This window comes from Maritimimonas sp. 2405UD52-3 (assembly GCF_056591715.1).
The window spans coordinates 221028-239145 of sequence record NZ_JBWQOL010000002.1; the positions used below are offsets into that span (position 1 = coordinate 221028).

Below are 18118 nucleotides of genomic sequence, written 5' to 3' on the forward strand. Positions count from 1 at the left end.
TTACTTTTTCAGAGTATCAAACTCAATAATATAGATGTCTTCATCTTTCTTTTTCATCCTATATTCTTCACGAGCAAAGCGCTCTAATGAATCAGGATTTTGTAAGTTCTTAATAATCTTCTTGTCATGGGTGATTTCTTTTTCAAAATACTCATTTGATTTTTCAAGCTTATCAAGCTCTTTATTAAGTTCTCTATGATTCAAAAAAGAATTTTCATCAAAAAACACCATCCATACAATAAAAAGTAAAAGAATAATCACATAACGATTGCTTAAAAACTTCGTTACTGGGTGCTTTAAAATATCTTTCAATGCCATCAGTGGCTATAACTTTTCGTTAATGATCGTCCGTACAATATCAACAGCAACTGTATTGTATTTATTATTAGGAATAATAATATCTGCATACTCCTTCATAGGCTCTATAAATTGCTCATGCATAGGTTTTAATGTTTCTTGATAGCGATTTAAAACCTCATTCATATCTCTGCCTCTATCTTGAATATCGCGCTTTAATCTTCTTATCAATCGCTCATCAGAATCAGCATGCACAAACACCTTAATATCCATCAAATCACGCACTTTACGTTTTGAAAGTATCAAAATACCTTCTACAATAATAACTTTGCTAGGGTGTGTTTTAACGGTATCTTTTGTGCGGTTATGTGTTGCAAATGAATATACCGGTTGATCTATAGATTTTCCTTCTTTTAAATCTAACAAATGTGCTACTAACAATTTAAAATCAATAGCTCTAGGATGGTCAAAATTAATTTTTGACCGCTCTTCATAGGTCAGGTTATCTGTTGCCTTGTAATATGAGTCTTGCGAAATGACAGTAACATCTTTGTCTGGTAACTCATTAATAATTTGGTTAACAACTGTAGTTTTACCACTTCCAGTTCCACCGGCAATCCCTATAATTAGCATGAAATTAGTTTAATAGTTTGACAAATTTACTATTATTTCTTTGGAATAATTTTAACAATTCCTAGATTTTCAACCCCTACATAAACGTAACCGTCCGGACCTTGTTCCAAACTACGCACTCTACCAATTCCATCCAACAATCTTTCTTCCTTTATTACCTTCTCGTCATCTAATTTACAAAGATTCACATACTGAAATTTCAATGAGCCCACCAATAAATTTCCCTTTAGCTCAGGGTATTTATCGCTGGTTACAAATACCATTCCACTAGGTGCAATAGAGGGAGTCCAGTAATGAACAGGTTGTTCCATTCCTGGTAAGTTAGTATTATCAGTTATTTTAGAGCCACTATAATTAATTCCATAGGTAATTTTGGGCCAGCCATAATTTTTTCCTTTTTGAACCACATTGATTTCATCACCTCCTCTGGGCCCATGTTCATGTGTCCAAATTTTTCCTGTCTCTGGGTGTATTTTCATACCTTGTGGATTGCGATGCCCATACGAATAAATAGCCTTCTTAGCATTATTTTTATTTGTGAAAGGATTGTCTTTAGGAATAGAACCATCATCATGTAATCTATAGACCTTACCTCCGTCTCTTGAAATATCCTGAGGATTAACATCTCTATTTCCTCTATCGCCAATAGTGAAATATAAATAACCATCATTATCAAATTCTATTCTTGAACCAAAATGTTGCCCTTTACCAGTATTTGGAGTTGCTTTATATAGCAGTTCTTTTTCTTTCATTTCTGCACCTTCTAATTTAAACCGCATTAGGGCGGTATTTGCACCTCTTCCACCACCTGTATTAGAAGCATAAGTAATATAGACCCAACCATTTTTCTTATAGTTAGGGTGTAGTTCCACATCCATTAAACCGCCCTGCCCTAATACTTCTATTTCTGGTAATCCTTTTATTTTCTTTTTTACTCCATTTTTAAAATGAATAAGTGAACCAGATTTTTCAGCAATCAATATAGACTCATCTGGCAAAAACGTAAACCCCCATGGAATGTATAGGTCAGGCACTACTTCTTCAAAAGAATATTTAGTATTCTTTTGAGTTTTGCTTTGGGAACAAGAAGAAACATAAACAAAAAACACAATTACAAAAGGAAAATAATACAACTTCATTTGATATAAATTACTGATGTGAATTTACTAATTATTCACTAGTATATCTGTTAAGAAAAAGTATATTTGCACGCTTCTTTTTTTAGAATATCTATTACAGATATTTATTCTATGAAAGAAATAAGGTTTGAGTTTAATGAAAGCCTACCCGCTGGCTGGCCCTTTCGTTAAAAATGTCTACTAGACATTTTCTTAACACTCAATTCGGGGTGTCGTACCGTGTCAAGCACGGCATAAACTCCGCCCGGAACCGGGCTACTCAGTTTGGGTTAGTTTTGTGTTTTGGAATTTATTTATTGAAATTTTATAGTCTAAAGACTATTTTTCGGGGTGTAGCGTAGCCCGGTTATCGCGCCGCGTTTGGGACGCGGAGGTCGCAGGTTCGAATCCTGCCACCCCGACAAAGTAAACAAGAGTTCTCATAGAAAATTTATTTTCTTAAGAGGACTTTTTTAGTTTAGAGCAGTCATTAAATTTGATTTGATTAAATATACTCACAAATAAATCAACACATTCAAAAAATTACAAGTATTTATAATTATGAATTAGTAACATCGCGTAGCGTGTTACCCTCTTGCTCTACAATCTAGATATGATTTGTATATCAAAAATCTTAGACAGTCTAACTAAAGCCAGTTCCTTTTAAATAGATAGAATAGGTTTAATTCCAATTATAACATTAAAAATCAAAATTATTTTTTGCTATAGAAAGGGCTTTCTAACGAAATTTCTCCTATTTTTTTTGTTAATTCAATATCCTTATAAAACTCTACTATTGGGTCCTCAAACTGGTACGTAAATTTAAGCTGAGGAGACATAATATTATTTGTTTCTAATTTTTTATAAACAATACGTACTTTAATAGCAGAATAAATAAATTCAGAGGGTCTTCTGTCCGAAAAGCTTATATCTCTATTATTTAGGAAATCTTCTGCTTTATCAGCAGTCATAGGTAATAATACTTTTGGAAATGTGTTCTTAATACTATTCAAATACGTATTTTCAAAAGATTCTTCGGGCAAAAATTCAAAGAAGAAGGCTTCGTCTGATGAATTAAATCCAAAAGGTTTTTCATGATGAGGAGGCAATTTCACCCAAAAACCACCTTTATCAAAATCATATTGCCCAAATTTATGACGTGTAACGAAATAGCCTATTTCATTATCATCTTTAAAAAAAGAAGTACTCCATTTTCTAAGTTCTTCTAAGTTTTTTGCAACAAAAGCTGCATATTTTTCTTGTGCTACAAATTCATCTCTAGTGCCACCCCACATTCCTGTATATCTGCACTTTGGGTTTGTGGAAACTTCACAAAAATAGGCGTGTAAAAGTTCGTTAGAAGCTAAAGTATGCATTAACGTCAACAAATGTTTTTGTGCTGCTGATGAATGAATGTCTTTTTTGTTATCTCGATTTTCTCGTGTAAGCGCAGTTAAATATATCTTGTCTATATCATTAAAATATGAAGCCATATATTTCATTTTAATCATATTGTGATAATTTTTAAAGCCATCACTTAGCAATGTATGTTTGGATTTATCTACTTGTAATCCTCCATATTTACCAATAAAACGGTATTGATTATGTGTTCCAAATCTTGGTAATCCTTTATGCGTTTGAATGTGTATGGACTTAAATTTATATGATGACGACTTAATCGTAAGAACATCAGTCATATCTATACTTTCGCTAGTAGATTGAGCATGTACACTATTTAGTGATATTGTTAATGATAAAATAAATAATAGATAAGTAACTAATTTTTTGCGATTCATAATGTTAATACTATTTAGTGATAAGGTTATCCATAGAGATTTCTCCTATTTTATCGGTTAACGTTTTGTCTTTATAGACCTCAATAATTCTGTCTTCTAATCTAAAAGATAGCTTTAGTTTACTAAACTCAGTTTCAGATGCAGTTATTTTCACTTTATAAACTAAGAAAATTGGACTCCCTTTTTGAAGCTTTAACACTTTTGCCTTTTCGGGAGACATTGGTAAAAAGATACCATTACTGCTACTATACTTTAATTTTTTCTCATTTTCATCAGTCGCTTCAAAACAAGAAGAATGAAGAAATTGTTTACCATTCATTTGGTTAAAAATAAAATAGCCTTTTTTCTTAAAGTCATAAGGGCTTTGACCGTATCTTGCACTTATACCTGCTCTACTAACATAATATGCAATAAGTTCATCCTTTGGGAAAAATGTTTTGCTCCATATCTGTAGTTCTTCTAAGTGATCTTTTATAAAACTGGTATAACTGCGATGTTGTTTAAACTCGCTTACATTAAAATTACGTACACCTCCCCAATAAGATGGTCTAGGGCGCTGTCCATATTTATCGACTGCATAAGAACATGGTTGAGTACTTGAATCATCACAAAAATATTTTTTTAAAATTTCTTCAGAACATACCATGCCAGCCAATCTTAATAAATGACTTTGTGCAAAAACTGAATTATCATTTTTTTTATCACCAGCTTGTGAACGGTCTTTTTTAGTTAGCTTGTTTTTATCCATATCTGCATAAGCTGCAGACATGTATTTCATTTTAACTAGCTCTTCAAACGCCTTTTGAGTACTTAATTCTTTATTTATCTTTTTAAAAAGAAGGTTTCCGAATCTTGGTAAGCCCTTATGAGCTTCAATTTCTACATCTATAAAGTTAGAAGAAGGTGCTTTGAATGATATATAGCTATTATTTGCGTCTTTAGATTGTGCACGTAATTGTATAGTAATAATGCAAAAAATAATAATTTTTAGAAAAAAATTAGCTGATTTCATATTTGATTTATTTAACTGATAAATTTTCGTCTATCAGAATTTCTCCAATTTTAGTTTTTAAATCTTCGGTATCATACAATTCTATAATCGAATTTTCTAAAGAAAAAGATGATTTAATAGCCTCCCTATATGGGTCAATACCCTTTAGTAATATTTTTACTTTAAAAACCATATAAATAGTTTTTGTTTTTTCGGAAAATTTTTCTGCTTTATCTGGTGCCATTTTATATAAAACAGATGAGGCATTAGAATTTGTTAGTTTTCGTTCATGGATTGTATTAGGAGCCAAATCGAAAAAGCGAAGAAAAAACCAACTGCTTTGACTACTATGGTAACTCAACCAAAAACCTTTATTTTTAAAATCATACCTGCCAAGTCTAGATGTTAATACCACATAACCGTTTATGGTATTATCTATAAATAAATCGGCACTCCATTTCTGTAATGGCTCTAGGTACTGTGACACATAGCTTGTGTAACTGTTTAATTTCTTAAACTCATTTGCTCCTTTACCTCCCCAATGATTAATGTTGCGAAAGCCTCTGTAAAAGTTTTCGGAATTATAATTACAGTTATCTATTTTAGAATTACAGAAATACTTAGACATAAGTGGAATACTACTAATAGCATTTGCAAGTTGTAACAATTGTTCTTGTGCTTGCAACGAATTTTTCTCTTCTTTATACATACTACTGGCATGTACTGTAAACGATTCTTTATCTAAATCTTTATACTCATCTACCATATATTTCAGACGAAGTAGTTGTATAAAAGCTTGTCTACTCTCGTTAAGTTTGGTGTTTTTTTTATCGATGCCTTTTGCTTGAACTATTTTATGACTTAAATGGCTTCCGTTCGGCAATAAGGAGTAGCTATTTTGTCTCCCGAATCTTAAAAGCCCTTTATGTGTTTGTAATGTTATAGATATAAAATTTTGAGAAGGCGCTTTGAATATTTTAGTGTCTTCATATCCTATTTTTTTAACAGAGGCGATTGAGTTCTCTTGAGCATTTATGATATTGTAAAACACTAAAAACTGTATTACAAATACTATTTTAAGACTTCTTATATGTGTCATGGTTTAATTTTCTGTAATTAAGTTTTCTAAAGAAATTTCGCCTACTTTTTCTGTTAAAGCTGCATCTTTATATAATGTAATTATTGGACTTTCAAAATGATGCTCAAAATATGGAACATTTGGATTCCCCATATTCTTGTCTACACTAAACTCTTTAAGTATAACTTTTACTTTTGCTGTCATAAATAAGATATTTGCAGTAGGAGCATTTCTAACATTTCCACTATGTTTTGGTTGTATTTTTTCTGCTGCTTCTAGCGATATTTTAAATAACACTTTTAGTGGAGGTGTTATACCTTTTCTATTTTGATTTAAAGGCAGCTTTTTTTCATAACTCATTTTTGGAGTAAAATTTGAGAAAAAACTATGATGACTTTTGCGTTGAGGTCTTGTAGCTAGTGTGATATAAATCCAATACCCTTTCTTATCAAAGTCATAATCTGTTAGGCTTATTCTATTTACCCAATAGCCTGTAATACTATTATTTTTCAGTAATGTACTACTCCATTTTATTAAACCATTTAAATTATTGGCAACAAAGTCTTTGTAATTTCTTCTGCGTTCAAATTCATTTGTGCCAGCATTTATATTTCCTGCTTCTTTCGTGCAAATATTACGTGATAGTTCTCGAAAATGTCGTTGAGCAATAACTGAGTTTTTTTCTTTTTGACTCATATTACTATTAGATGCATACGTAAAAACGTCTCTGTTAAAATCATTATATATAGATTTCATATAATCCATTTGAATTAATCCCATATAACTTGAGTAGCTTTTACCTATTAATTTTGATTTTTCTCTTGTATTAGGTGCTATTTTACCACGAGATATAATATATCTGTTTAAAACACCAAATCTTGGTAAACCTTTATGACTCTGTAACAAAATGTCTTTATAATTTTTTGAAGGAGACTTTATGATAATGACATCATCTATGTCAAAACTGTATGTGTTGGTTTGTGTATTAGCAGAAATACTGAAAAGAAATAAACAGATTATACTATATAACAGCTTTTCTTTGTTGTAATGACGCATCATGATTTTTCATTTTTACAATTCTTACTATGTATATCCGTTTTTTGCCATAATTACTGTCACGTTACCTCGACTTATTTCAGGAGCCCATTTACAAATATTATTTGCAGCACTATGAGATTCAGAAACAAGTTCAGAACAATGTCCTTTCTCACTTTATGAAGTTTTACGGATAATCGATTATTGCTTTTTATATTTTCCTTGTGCATACGAAGCCACAATACTGCTATTTGGTGTTTTACAATTATTTGGAAAATCAAAAAAGTACATACAGTCTGGCAAGCCATTTTTAAAAGTAACTTTTACCCAACCTTTACTTTTATTACCAAAACCACTGTATATATAGTTTGCTTTTAATGCTTTAGCTCTACCATTATTATCTTTTGAAAGTATGGTTACACCAGAGATACTGTTGGGCGTATATTTATTTAAAGCCCATGTTTTTGACTGATTAACTACTAGATCATTAATTAACTTACTAAAATCTTGTAAACCCACAGGGCCTCCTGATTCTTTCATAGTAGCATATTTACTACTCGTTTTCATTCTTATACCGGGCTTATTAAGTGCAAATAATTTAAGATTTTCTTCAAAGCGTTTTACGCCTAAACTATTGCATTTGTTCATCTCAAAAAATTGAATCATGTCGTTATTTAAGCCTTTACGCCTATGCAGTAAATCTACAGAGTTACCCATGGCATTAGGGTTAGTTACCATATCAACAAATGTTTGCATCCCTTTTTGCTTCTGTATATTTTCAAGTTCCATTTTAGCATCATATAAATCTGGTTTTGCAAATAAACCTGTGCCATCCCATCTATACTTTACACAGGTTCTTCTAATGACATCTCCATAAGCGTTATAACCAATCTCCTCTTGAGCACAAACCAGTTCCATAATTTCTACCTTATTTGGTGGTAAATAATTGTGACATTTTGATCCAAAAGTTCTTAAATATTGTTCGAAAACCATTAAAAACGCTACACCTTCTCTTTCAAGTTTAATATTTTCAAAATGTCCCCTAAAAATATAATCGTAAAATTCAGCATAGTAAAGCCCATCTGTATTTAGTTCAATATTTTGAGAATTAACATAAGGCTTCCCTATTGTATTTTCAGCAAATGAAAACACAGTTAAGAGCAAAAATGCCAGACTTACCAATTTAATTTTTCTATTCATTTTCTGCTTTGCTCTTTAATGAAATAGTAACGCTATTTTCTTCAATAGATAAAACCTTAAACTTATTGGTGACTTTTGCGGGTAATGCTTGCCATAATTCGTCTGCACTCTTTTTGTAATTCATTGAAAATGTGGCAGAATTATTTTGATATTTTTTTATTACATTTTTTGTGTTCTTTGCATTTTTAATAGCCTTATGAAGCTCATTTAAAATGGCATTTCCATACGCAACACTATTTAAAGTAATTAGTATCGTTTGCTTAGGTTTGTTTTTTTTCGATTTAAAAATTGAGCCAATATCTTTTAAAGTCTCTTTTGCTGTACCTACAGCTTCTTTAGTTTCAGAATTTGTTTTCTTTACCTTTTCGGATGCTTTAGAAATTTCACTCTTTTCTTCTTTCTGTTGTGTAAAAACAGTATTAAAACATAAAAGGAGAAGAAAACATAAAAGCAATTTAATTGTTTTCATAACTTTTACCTAGTTAGCATTCTAAATTTAGCTATAAACTTTAAGGCTTGTTTTTATAATTAGTATTCGGTAAGTTTCCGTTTGTATTCGGAAAATTAACTAGCTTAAATATTTTCTTTTCCAATTAATAAATTGAAAATCAAAAGGATTACATTTATATTTTATAAGCCGACTTAGTGAAATTCTTAAAAATTAAAATAGTACTCTTAGCACTTCTTTCTTTTCAAGTTGGTTTTACACAGGAAAAAGATTCTATTTCAGACCTTTTAGATAAATACATTATTAAGGACACAGTTAGAAGTCAACAACTAATTAATGCTTCAAATTATTTTACATACAGCAACCCGCAAAGAGCTTTAGAATACATTAATGAAGGCCTAATCATTGCAAAAGATAAACAATGGAAAAATGGTACTGCCATAGCTTTAAACCAAAAAGGAAGTATCTATTATACAATGGCAGACAACCTTAAGGCTTTGGATTTTTTTTTAGAAGCATTAAACATTTCTGAAGATATTAAAAACGAAAAATTAACCATTAATCTATATAACAACTTAGCTAATATTTATGCCGATATGAAGGATTTTGATAAGGCATTAGTTAACTATAACAACTGCCTGAATATATCTGTTCAACTAAAAGACACTATCAATCAAATAAGAGCTTTTAATAATATTGGCAATGTATATAGCGAAACCAATAGCGTTGATAAATCGCTGACTTATTTTGATAAGGCTTTATCTCTGGCTAATAATTTGAATAATACGTTTTTTGTAGCTGCCATTATCAACAATAAAGGGTTGGCTTATAAAAGAAAAAAAGACTACAAAAACTCTTTAAAGTATTACAAAAAAGCACTTCAACTCTCTCAAAAGATTAACAATAAGTACATAGAAGCTTCTGCCTTAAACAGTTTAGGGAAAATTTCTGTATTACTAAATGAACATCAAAAAGCTAAAACTTATGCAGAAAAGGCATTGGTTGTTTCAAAAAGCATAGATGCTGTAGAGTGGCAGGCAGATTCTTGGCAAGTACTAAATAAGGTATATGAAAATGATAAAAATTATGAAAAATCTTTAATAGCTTATAAAAAACATATTCAACTAAAAGACAGTGTAACCACAGAAGAAAAAAAGGCTGAGTTAACTAAAAAAGATATGCAGTATCAGCTCGATAAGCAAGATACGCTTGCCAAAGCCGAAATACAACGTCAATATTTAATAAAAAATACTGCCATTGGCATTGGGAGTTTTTTGTTGCTGTTTTCAGTGATAGGATATTTTTTATACAAACGAAAACGAGATGCAGAGGCGCAGAAAAATATTGCTGAGTTTAAAACAAAAATGGCAGAAACCGAATTAAAAGCATTACGTTCACAAATGAATCCTCATTTTATCTTTAATTCACTAAACTCCATAAGTAATTACCTTATAAATAATGATGTAAAAAAAGCAGACGAGTATTTGGCAAAGTTTTCGAAACTAACACGTTCTATTTTAGAAAACTCCGAAAAGCAATGGATTCCCCTTAAGGAGGATTTAGAGCTTCTAAAACTGTATATAGAAATAGAATCTTTAAGATTAAAAAATAAATTAACGCACAATGTACAAATTGATACATCAATAGATTTAGGCAATACTTTAATACCACCTTTAATTTTGCAACCACTAATAGAGAACAGTATTTGGCACGGTATTTCAAAAAAAGAAACTGGGGGAACTATTTTAATTGAAATAAAAAGAAAAAACGAAAAATTGATTTGCGCTGTTGAAGATGATGGTGTTGGTAGAAATGGATCAACTAAAAATGAAAATGGCAAAAATTCTATGGGAATAAAAATTACCAATCAACGATTGGACATCATTAATAAAACCAAGAAAGTAATGGGAACTATTAATTACATTGATAAAGAACAAGGTTTAAGAGTTGAAATTTCGCTCCCTCTTGAGCTTAAATTTTAAATTTTAATGATAAAAGCAGTAATAGTTGACGATGAAAAGCATTGTACCGAAAGGTTACAGTCTTTATTAGTAAACCATACCCATATATTGGAAATTACAAGTATTTGTCATACAATTGAAGATGCAAAAAATACTATAGAGAAGTTAAGGCCAGATTTAATTTTTCTAGATATTCAATTAAATGAAAAAACGGCTTTCGATTTATTAAGATCTATAAAGAACATAACATTTCAAATCATATTTACTACCGCTTATGATGAATATGCCATTGAAGCTATTAAATTTAGTGCTTTTGATTATTTATTAAAGCCTATTGATAGAAATGAACTTACTGATACATTGAACCGGTTAAATAAGACTCTTAAGACAAACCCATCGATAAAATTAGATGCATTATTTCATAATACTTCGAGCAAAGACGAAAAAAAGATAATTATTGCTACTGAGAAAGAGACTATTTTTTTGGATGTATCAGGCATTATAAGATGTGAAGCAGACGGTAGCTACACTAGAGTTTATTCAACTGGCAACAAGACTATATTGGCATCTAAAACATTAAAATATTTTGATGAATTGTTAAATTCATATAGTTTTTTTAGAGTGCATCAATCTCATCTTATCAATATTAAATTAATAAGCAAATACATAAGAGGGACAAATGCTTATGTAATTATGAATGGTAAAAATGAAGTGCCTGTTGCTAAAAGAAGAAAGGATGATTTTTTAAAAGCATTGGACGGTTTGTAAGACAATAATTTACTGAGATTAAAGTAAGACTATTAAAATAATAGGCGATTAACGAAATTTAATTTTCCATAAACATCTTCTATTATTTGGAGTTTGTTTTATTTACTATCTAAAATTCCTTAGTTTTGCTTAAGTTCAACTGCAAAACCCTCAAGCAGAAATTAATACCAATTAAATCCCCTTTTAGTTGCTAAAAATGATAATTAAAAACCTAGAAAGTTTCTAAATTTAGTTTTTACAACTATCACATCTGTTTATTTAGTTAAATTAAAAGAATATGTAAATGAAAATAAGCATTTCTCAACCTACTCTATTTCCTTGGATAGGTTATTTTAACATGATTAATAATTCAGATGTTTTTGTCTTTTTTGATAATGTAAAATTTCAAAAGCGCTCATGGCAAATGCGGAATAGGGTAAAATCTAGATCTAAAAATAGTGAATCAGAAGTTTGGCTTAGAATTCCTACAAATTTATCAAAAAGCAACACCCTAATTAAAGATGTTTTAATTGATAATACTATAGATTGGAAAGCAACGCACCTTTACACGTTTAAAAGTAATTATGGAAAAAAATATGAAGAAATTACTTTCTTAAAAGAGCTTTATGAAAAGGAATGGGAGAAAATTGTTGACTTTAATATAGCGTTTATCACTAAATGTTGTGAGTATCTTGAAATATCTACAAAGTTGGTTCGTGCATCTGAATTAAAGGTAAATGGAAAAAAAAGCCACCTGTTATTAGACATTTGTAAAAAATTCAAGGCAACTGAATTTATTCCAAATAAGGGAGCTAAAATTTATTTAGAACAAGACAAAGAAATTTTTGAAAATGAAAACATAAAGATTGCGTACCATCATTATGAACATCCAAAATACAATCAAAATGGAGATCAATTCATTGAGAACCTTTCTGTACTAGATTTGCTCTTTTCTGAAAATAAGAATTCAAAGCGTTTTATTTAGATTAAGATAATTTTATCAATAAAAAAAGTACATTACTATTAAAGTGATGTACTTTTTTTATAAAAAGGGAAATCTTAATTTATACTTATTGTTTTATAAGCTTAACCGTACTTTTAGCACTGTTAGATGATGATGTTAATCTTGCAAAATAAACACCGCTGCTAAAGTCTGAAATATCAACAGTTGCTTGTAAAGACTTTGGTTGAATGCTTTTTACCTGTTTTCCTAAGACATTGTAAATTGAAATATCTGTAATTGTTTCTTTTGCTGATATAAAGTTCCAACTACTATCTGAAGGATTGGGGTACACTTTTAAATTTTCAAATTCAACGTTATTAGTACTTAAAACATTGCCTTTATACAGATAAAAATTATCATACCATGCATTAGGTAAATTAGAAGTAATATGTATCTGTGCAATGTCACTTCTTGTCAAGTTACCTGCAACCATGCCACCAAGAGAAGTTATATCAACATCCACCGAAACCCAAGTACTAGTAATTATTCCTGGGTTTGTACCATCATTAAAATTAACTTCTAAACCTGTTGCTCCAGCTTCTGTTGGATTTCCTGCCCAATCAACTAATTTTATATTAAAAACTTTACCTATTAAGTCATCTCCGGATACATCTGTATAAAAATCAAAATGAATATTAGTAAATTCTGACAAGTCTAACCTATTTGTCTCAATGCTTATCCCTTGACATCCAGATCCAAGATAATTTTGTGTTGCATTACCTGCAATCATTACTTCTGATACAGCAAGATTAGGAACACCACCGTTGCACAAACCAAAATCAAAATTATCAATAGTAATAGCAGCATAAGCATCACTATAAATAGAAGCTACATCAGCAGCAGCTCTGGCTGGTGGTGTTGGTGCAGCGACAGTAGGAGGTCCGGTACACGGTGCACAATTTAGCCCGCCACAATCAATACCAGTTTCACCACCGTTTTGTATTCCATCAGAACAAGTCCCACATTCTTCGCAAGGTCCTCCACAATCTATGCCTTCTTCTCCTTGATTTTGAATACCATCATCACAAGTAGGAATTTTTTTATACAAATACAAATTGTCATACCATGCATTCGACAAATTTGATGTAATGTGTATTTGAGCAATATCACTTCTAGTTAAATTACCTAAAACCATACCACCTAGAGAGGTTATATCAACATCTACTGAAACCCATTCATTTCCAACCAATGCAGGATCAGTACCCGCATTAAAAATAACTTCTAAACCAGTTGCTCCAGCCTCAGTAGGATTACCCGCCCAATCAACTAATTTTATATTAAAAACTGCTCCATCTATTGCATCATCTGTGTAAAAATCAAAATGAATATCAGTAAAATCAGACAAATCCAATCTGTTTGTCTCAATACTTATTCCTTGACAACCAGCACCCAGATAATTTTGTGTTGGATTACCAGCAATCATAACTTCTGTTACTGCAAGATTAGAAACACCACCAGTACATAATCCAAAATCAAAATTATCAATAGTAACATCTGTATAAGCATCACTGTATATAGAAACTACATCCCCCGGTTCTCTTGCAGGTGGTGTTGGTGCAGCTACACTTGGAGGTGCTGCACAAGGAGCACAAGTTGCCCCACCACAATCTATACCTGTTTCATCTTGATTCATAATACCATCACTACAAGTTTCAGGAGGTGAAGCCGCTATTGCAGTTATATTATCTACATAAGTTGTGCTTACAAGAATTGGATCATTCCAACCAGAACCTGTCCAATTAGGAAAAAAAAGTATTCTTGAATATACTTCGCTACCCGCTGGAGTATTGTCCTTTGGATTGTTAAAATCGAAACTAAGTGTTTCCCAACCATTTCCTGAATGGCTAGCATCCGTTGCTGATTCAGTTGGCAATCCCCCTGGTCCGTCTACAGCTTTTGCCAGCATCGTAAAAGCAACATCTGAATAAACATCAACAGTAACAGTCTTGTTCGCAGAAGATAAATCTATATTATCACCCTGCAAAAAAAGTTGAGCATTTTGCCATGGAGCGCCAGTAGAAGAAGTAGTTATTTGGCCTACAAGACCATTGGTACCTCCAGCAGCAGGATCAGTAACAACAGTAACTGAGCCTAGCCCATTATCTGCAACCCAATTATTACCAGCTACAATTCCAGACTCAAAGTCTTCGAGGTTGGTTTGAGCAAACCCCAATGATATGGTCAAAAGGATAAGCAGTAAAGTAATTTTTTTCATCATTGTATACATTTATTTAGTTAAGAATGGTAAGAACAATAAAAGTACAACTGTAATGGTAGAAAAGCCTTACAATTTTGATATATAAACTATACAGAAGAATGAAACTATACAATGTAGGGCTCACTAAAGGTTGTAGCTAGTGATTTTTTTCATAAAATGCTTTTATACATAACCTTTCATAAGGGCGAAATTCACATCTATACATCAAAAATGTTGTGGTAATGTTAAGTCAATTATCAGATAGCCTATTAACTATACGTATCGAATCCATTTTTAAAAGAACAATCATTGATACAAAATAGTAAAATATAGTTTACTTTTGCCTTCATTATATCAGTTTAAATACTTGATTTGTTGTTTTTTACAAAATCATAATTTATTTTACACTATGAATACCTATAGGTCATTAATGATATTAAGACAAAATTATATCCGATTATTTTTTGTTAGTATATGTGCACTACAATTTTCAGGTTGTGTATCTGCAAAAAAAATCACCTATTTTCAAGATGAGCAAAATCAAAAAATGGAAGAAGAAATCGTTAATTTTGAGCCTACTCTTCAAATAGGTGATATATTAAATATAAATGTATCTTCTATAACCCCTGAAGCGGCAATACCATTTAATATATATGAAACACAAGGAAATGCTTTTCCTAGACCTTTACCCTACATAGTTAATGCAGACGGGGAAATTAATTTTCCATCTATCGGTAAATTAAAAGTAGCAGGTTTAACAACCAAGCAGGTAACCAATAAAATTCACGAACTGCTCTTGCCATATTTAAATAACCCAATCGTAAATGTTCGTCTTACCAACTTTAAAGTTACAGTATTAGGAGAGGTTAGGTCTCCTGGAAGTTATTCTGTTGAAAATGAACGCATAACTATTGTTGAAGCCATCGGTTTGGCCGGTGATTTGAATATTCAGGGAAAACGGAAATCTATTACTCTTATTCGTGAACAAAACGGAAAAAGAGCATATATTCCTATTGACATAACAAATAAAGACATATTTAAATCACCTTATTATTACCTATCACAAAATGATATTATTTATGTTGCTCCAAACAAAGCTAGAATTAATTCTTCTGGCGTAGGTACAAATACTACTGTAATTATTTCTGCACTATCAATCTTAATTTCAATTGTAGCGATTATCGTTCGATAAAAAAACTAGTATGCAAGAAAAGAGGAAAGTAAATTCAACTCCTTCTAATGAAAATGAAATTAATCTGAGGGAAGTTATAAAAAAGTACAGCTATCACTGGAAGTGGTTTTTATGGGGCATTTTAATTGCATTAGTAAGTGCCTTTTTGTACTTACGTTTTGCCACCTATGAATATGAAGTATCTTCTACTATTTTAATAAACGATGAAGAGAATGATGGTGGTTCAACTTCTGAGATTTCTGTTTTTGAAGATTTGGGTTTGTTTGCCGGACCAAAAACCTCTTTGGATACAGAAATAGGTATACTAAAGTCAAAAACCTTAATTGAAAGGGTTGTTAAAGAGCTTGGGCTTAATATTACTTATTATACTAAAAATGGCTTTAGTTTAAATGAGATTTATAAGAATGAAATACCTTTTAAAATTAATTTATTTGCAAAAGATTCTATTCTAAATAAGTTAGATACTACTTTTTCAATTAGCGCACAATCTAAAACTAAATATACGCTTTATAATAGTGATGGTGACCAAATAAGTGAAGGTTCTTTTGGTGAAAAAGTTTCTTGTGAATTTGGAGATTTAATAGCTACACCTATAGCATTTAATAAAGTTCAAGTAGGGCAAAAAATTCTAATAAAGATAAATCCTGTAGAAGATGTTGCAATTAACTTTAAAAGTCGTATTAAAGTTACCCCAGACAATATTAAGTCTAACCTTTTAATTCTTAAACTTCAGGACCCAATAAAATTAAAAGCTCAGGAGGTCTTAGACAATTTGGTAAATTATTATAATAAAGACGCCATAGAGTATAAGAGTGAGATAGCCAAAAATACCAATGAATTCATTGATAATAGAATTGGTGACATATCTGTTGAATTAACAAGTTTAGATCAGGGTGTGGAAACCTATAAAACACAAAACCAATTAAGCGACCTTGATTCTGAAGCTGGATTAGTACTTGCCTCAAATGCTGAAATAGCAAATCAAATAGTAGAATTGAATTCGCAAATCAAATTGATAGATTATGTAACCAATTACATGAAAACAAATAAAGGAGATTTGATTCCCGCTAATTTGGGTTTATTAAACGGAAATACAAATCAAGATGCTCTCAATTATAACAATCTAGTATTAGAGAGAAATCGATTGTTAAGAGGTGCTAATAAAGAGAACCCTGTTATTGTTAATTTAAATGACCAGATTACGCGTTTAAGAGAAAGTATAGATAGAAGCTTAGTAAACACGAGGTCATCTCTTATAATCTCTTTAAATGAAGCTAGACTTCAGGAAAATAAATTAGGCTCAAAAATTTCTGCTACCCCAAGAAAAGAAAGAGAAATAAGAGATATACAACGTCAACAACAAATTATTGAAACATTATACTTGTATCTGTTACAGAAAAGAGAAGAAAACTCAATTTCTCTTGCTGTAACAGCACCTAATGCAAAAATAATTGACAAAGCTTACGGTAGCAATATACCAGTTGCTCCCAGAAAAATAATAGTACTAATAGCTAGTATGTTGCTGGGACTTTTAATACCAGCATTACTTATCGCTATTAGATCATTATTTGATAACAAAGTACACACAATTAATGATATAGAAAATACGCTTGAAATTCCGGTTATTGGAGATATACCCAAGTCAACATTTAACAATGGTATAGTTCAATTCGAAAGTGATGGAAATAATATTGCAGAATCGTTCCGTTTACTCAGAACCAATGTCAGTCATATGTTACCTGATACAATAAAAGAAGCAAAGACTATTTTCATCACTTCAACTCTAAGAAATGAAGGTAAAACGTTTATAGCTATTAATTTGGCAAAAGCTTTAGGGTTATCCAATAATAAAGTTTTGCTAATCGAAGCCGCTATTAGAAACCCTAAAATTAACGATTACTTAGATATAGAAGAAGGAAAAGGTTTAACAGATTTTTTAACTGATCATGGTCTACAGTCCCCTGAAATTATAAAGTCTTACCAAACGGCCAACTTTGATCTGTTAAAAGCCGGCTCAATAACATCATCTCCTTCAGAATTGATAAGTACTGGTAGATTTAACGCTGTGCTAGAATATGCTAAAGAACATTATGATTATATAATTGTAGATACAACAGCAATAAATGTTGCCACAGATACTTTATTGATAAGTCAACATGCTGATCTTTTTATTTATACCATAAGAGCTAATTACTTAAGTAAAAAAATGTTGGCCATACCAAAAAAAATGTATCAAGATAAACGCTTACCAAACATAACTATTCTATTGAACGGCACAGATTATATTAAAAGTGGGTATGATAGCGTTTACGGTTATGGTCAAAATGGAATAAAAAAACCATGGTGGAAAAGACTTCTACCAAAAACCAATACTTAATATTATTTTGAGTTCTAATACAATACCCAAAAAAAGTAAATTAAA

At 31.0% G+C, this 18118-nt stretch carries 15 protein-coding genes and 1 tRNA gene; 6 read left to right on the plus strand and 10 right to left on the minus strand.

The annotated features are described in order from the left end of the window. From AC1EU5_RS05155 to AC1EU5_RS05165, 3 genes are read right to left on the minus strand one after another with little or no spacing between them, the layout of a single operon-like run. A complete protein-coding gene (locus AC1EU5_RS05155) occupies positions 1-318 on the minus strand; it encodes an FtsB family cell division protein (protein ID WP_480191297.1) in 318 nt (105 codons plus the stop codon). Positions 319-324: 6 nt separating this feature from the next. Then, on the minus strand, positions 325-930 hold the full coding sequence (udk, locus tag AC1EU5_RS05160; protein ID WP_480191298.1) for a uridine kinase: 606 nt from the start codon (positions 928-930) through the stop codon (positions 325-327). Between the two features lie 32 nt (positions 931-962). Next, complete coding sequence (locus AC1EU5_RS05165; protein WP_480191299.1) at positions 963-2069, minus strand: PQQ-dependent sugar dehydrogenase; 1107 nt, start codon at positions 2067-2069, stop codon at positions 963-965. Positions 2070-2395: 326 nt separating this feature from the next. Between AC1EU5_RS05165 and AC1EU5_RS05170 the strand changes: the two genes are divergently transcribed. Further along, a tRNA-Pro gene (locus AC1EU5_RS05170) sits at positions 2396-2470 on the plus strand. Between the two features lie 291 nt (positions 2471-2761). Here the strand turns inward: AC1EU5_RS05170 and AC1EU5_RS05175 are convergent. The 6 genes from AC1EU5_RS05175 to AC1EU5_RS05200 form a co-directional block, all read right to left on the minus strand. Next, on the minus strand, positions 2762-3844 hold the full coding sequence (locus tag AC1EU5_RS05175) for a hypothetical protein (RefSeq protein WP_480191300.1): 1083 nt from the start codon (positions 3842-3844) through the stop codon (positions 2762-2764). A 10-nt stretch (positions 3845-3854) separates the two neighbouring features. Continuing rightward, complete coding sequence (locus AC1EU5_RS05180; RefSeq protein WP_480191301.1) at positions 3855-4856, minus strand: hypothetical protein; 1002 nt, start codon at positions 4854-4856, stop codon at positions 3855-3857. 7 nt (positions 4857-4863) lie between these two features. After that, a complete protein-coding gene (locus AC1EU5_RS05185; RefSeq protein ID WP_480191302.1) occupies positions 4864-5934 on the minus strand; it encodes a hypothetical protein in 1071 nt (356 codons plus the stop codon). A 3-nt stretch (positions 5935-5937) separates the two neighbouring features. Then, a complete protein-coding gene (locus AC1EU5_RS05190) occupies positions 5938-6972 on the minus strand; it encodes a hypothetical protein (RefSeq protein ID WP_480191303.1) in 1035 nt (344 codons plus the stop codon). A gap of 177 nt (positions 6973-7149) precedes the next feature. After that, positions 7150-8148 carry a hypothetical protein gene (locus tag AC1EU5_RS05195; protein WP_480191304.1) on the minus strand — a complete coding sequence of 333 codons (999 nt, stop codon included), beginning with the start codon at positions 8146-8148 and terminating at the stop codon, positions 7150-7152. After that, positions 8141-8617 carry a hypothetical protein gene (locus tag AC1EU5_RS05200; RefSeq protein ID WP_480191305.1) on the minus strand — a complete coding sequence of 159 codons (477 nt, stop codon included), beginning with the start codon at positions 8615-8617 and terminating at the stop codon, positions 8141-8143. The genes AC1EU5_RS05195 and AC1EU5_RS05200 overlap by 8 nt, the downstream gene beginning before the upstream one ends. Before the next feature lie 176 nt (positions 8618-8793). On the opposite strand from AC1EU5_RS05200, the gene AC1EU5_RS05205 reads away from it, so the two are divergent. The 3 genes from AC1EU5_RS05205 to AC1EU5_RS05215 all read left to right on the plus strand — a co-directional run bounded on the left by AC1EU5_RS05205 (position 8794) and on the right by AC1EU5_RS05215 (position 12289). Next, entirely contained in the window at positions 8794-10578 is a 1785-nt protein-coding gene (locus tag AC1EU5_RS05205) for a tetratricopeptide repeat-containing sensor histidine kinase (protein WP_480191306.1), read from the plus strand. A gap of 6 nt (positions 10579-10584) precedes the next feature. Then, the gene (locus AC1EU5_RS05210; protein ID WP_480191307.1) at positions 10585-11325 is read left to right on the plus strand and encodes a LytR/AlgR family response regulator transcription factor; all 741 of its coding nucleotides are present in this window, start codon (positions 10585-10587) and stop codon (positions 11323-11325) included. Positions 11326-11608: 283 nt separating this feature from the next. Next, the gene (locus tag AC1EU5_RS05215; RefSeq protein ID WP_480191308.1) at positions 11609-12289 is read left to right on the plus strand and encodes a WbqC family protein; all 681 of its coding nucleotides are present in this window, start codon (positions 11609-11611) and stop codon (positions 12287-12289) included. Positions 12290-12374: 85 nt separating this feature from the next. Here the strand turns inward: AC1EU5_RS05215 and AC1EU5_RS05220 are convergent, their stop codons facing one another. Further along, the gene (locus AC1EU5_RS05220; RefSeq protein ID WP_480191309.1) at positions 12375-14525 is read right to left on the minus strand and encodes a T9SS type A sorting domain-containing protein; all 2151 of its coding nucleotides are present in this window, start codon (positions 14523-14525) and stop codon (positions 12375-12377) included. Between the two features lie 409 nt (positions 14526-14934). On the opposite strand from AC1EU5_RS05220, the gene AC1EU5_RS05225 reads away from it, so the two are divergent. Next, complete coding sequence (locus AC1EU5_RS05225; RefSeq protein ID WP_480191310.1) at positions 14935-15696, plus strand: polysaccharide biosynthesis/export family protein; 762 nt, start codon at positions 14935-14937, stop codon at positions 15694-15696. Between the two features lie 10 nt (positions 15697-15706). Then, positions 15707-18073, plus strand: a complete 2367-nt coding sequence (locus AC1EU5_RS05230) for a GumC family protein (protein ID WP_480191311.1) — start codon at positions 15707-15709, stop codon at positions 18071-18073. Positions 18074-18118 lie beyond the last annotated feature (45 nt).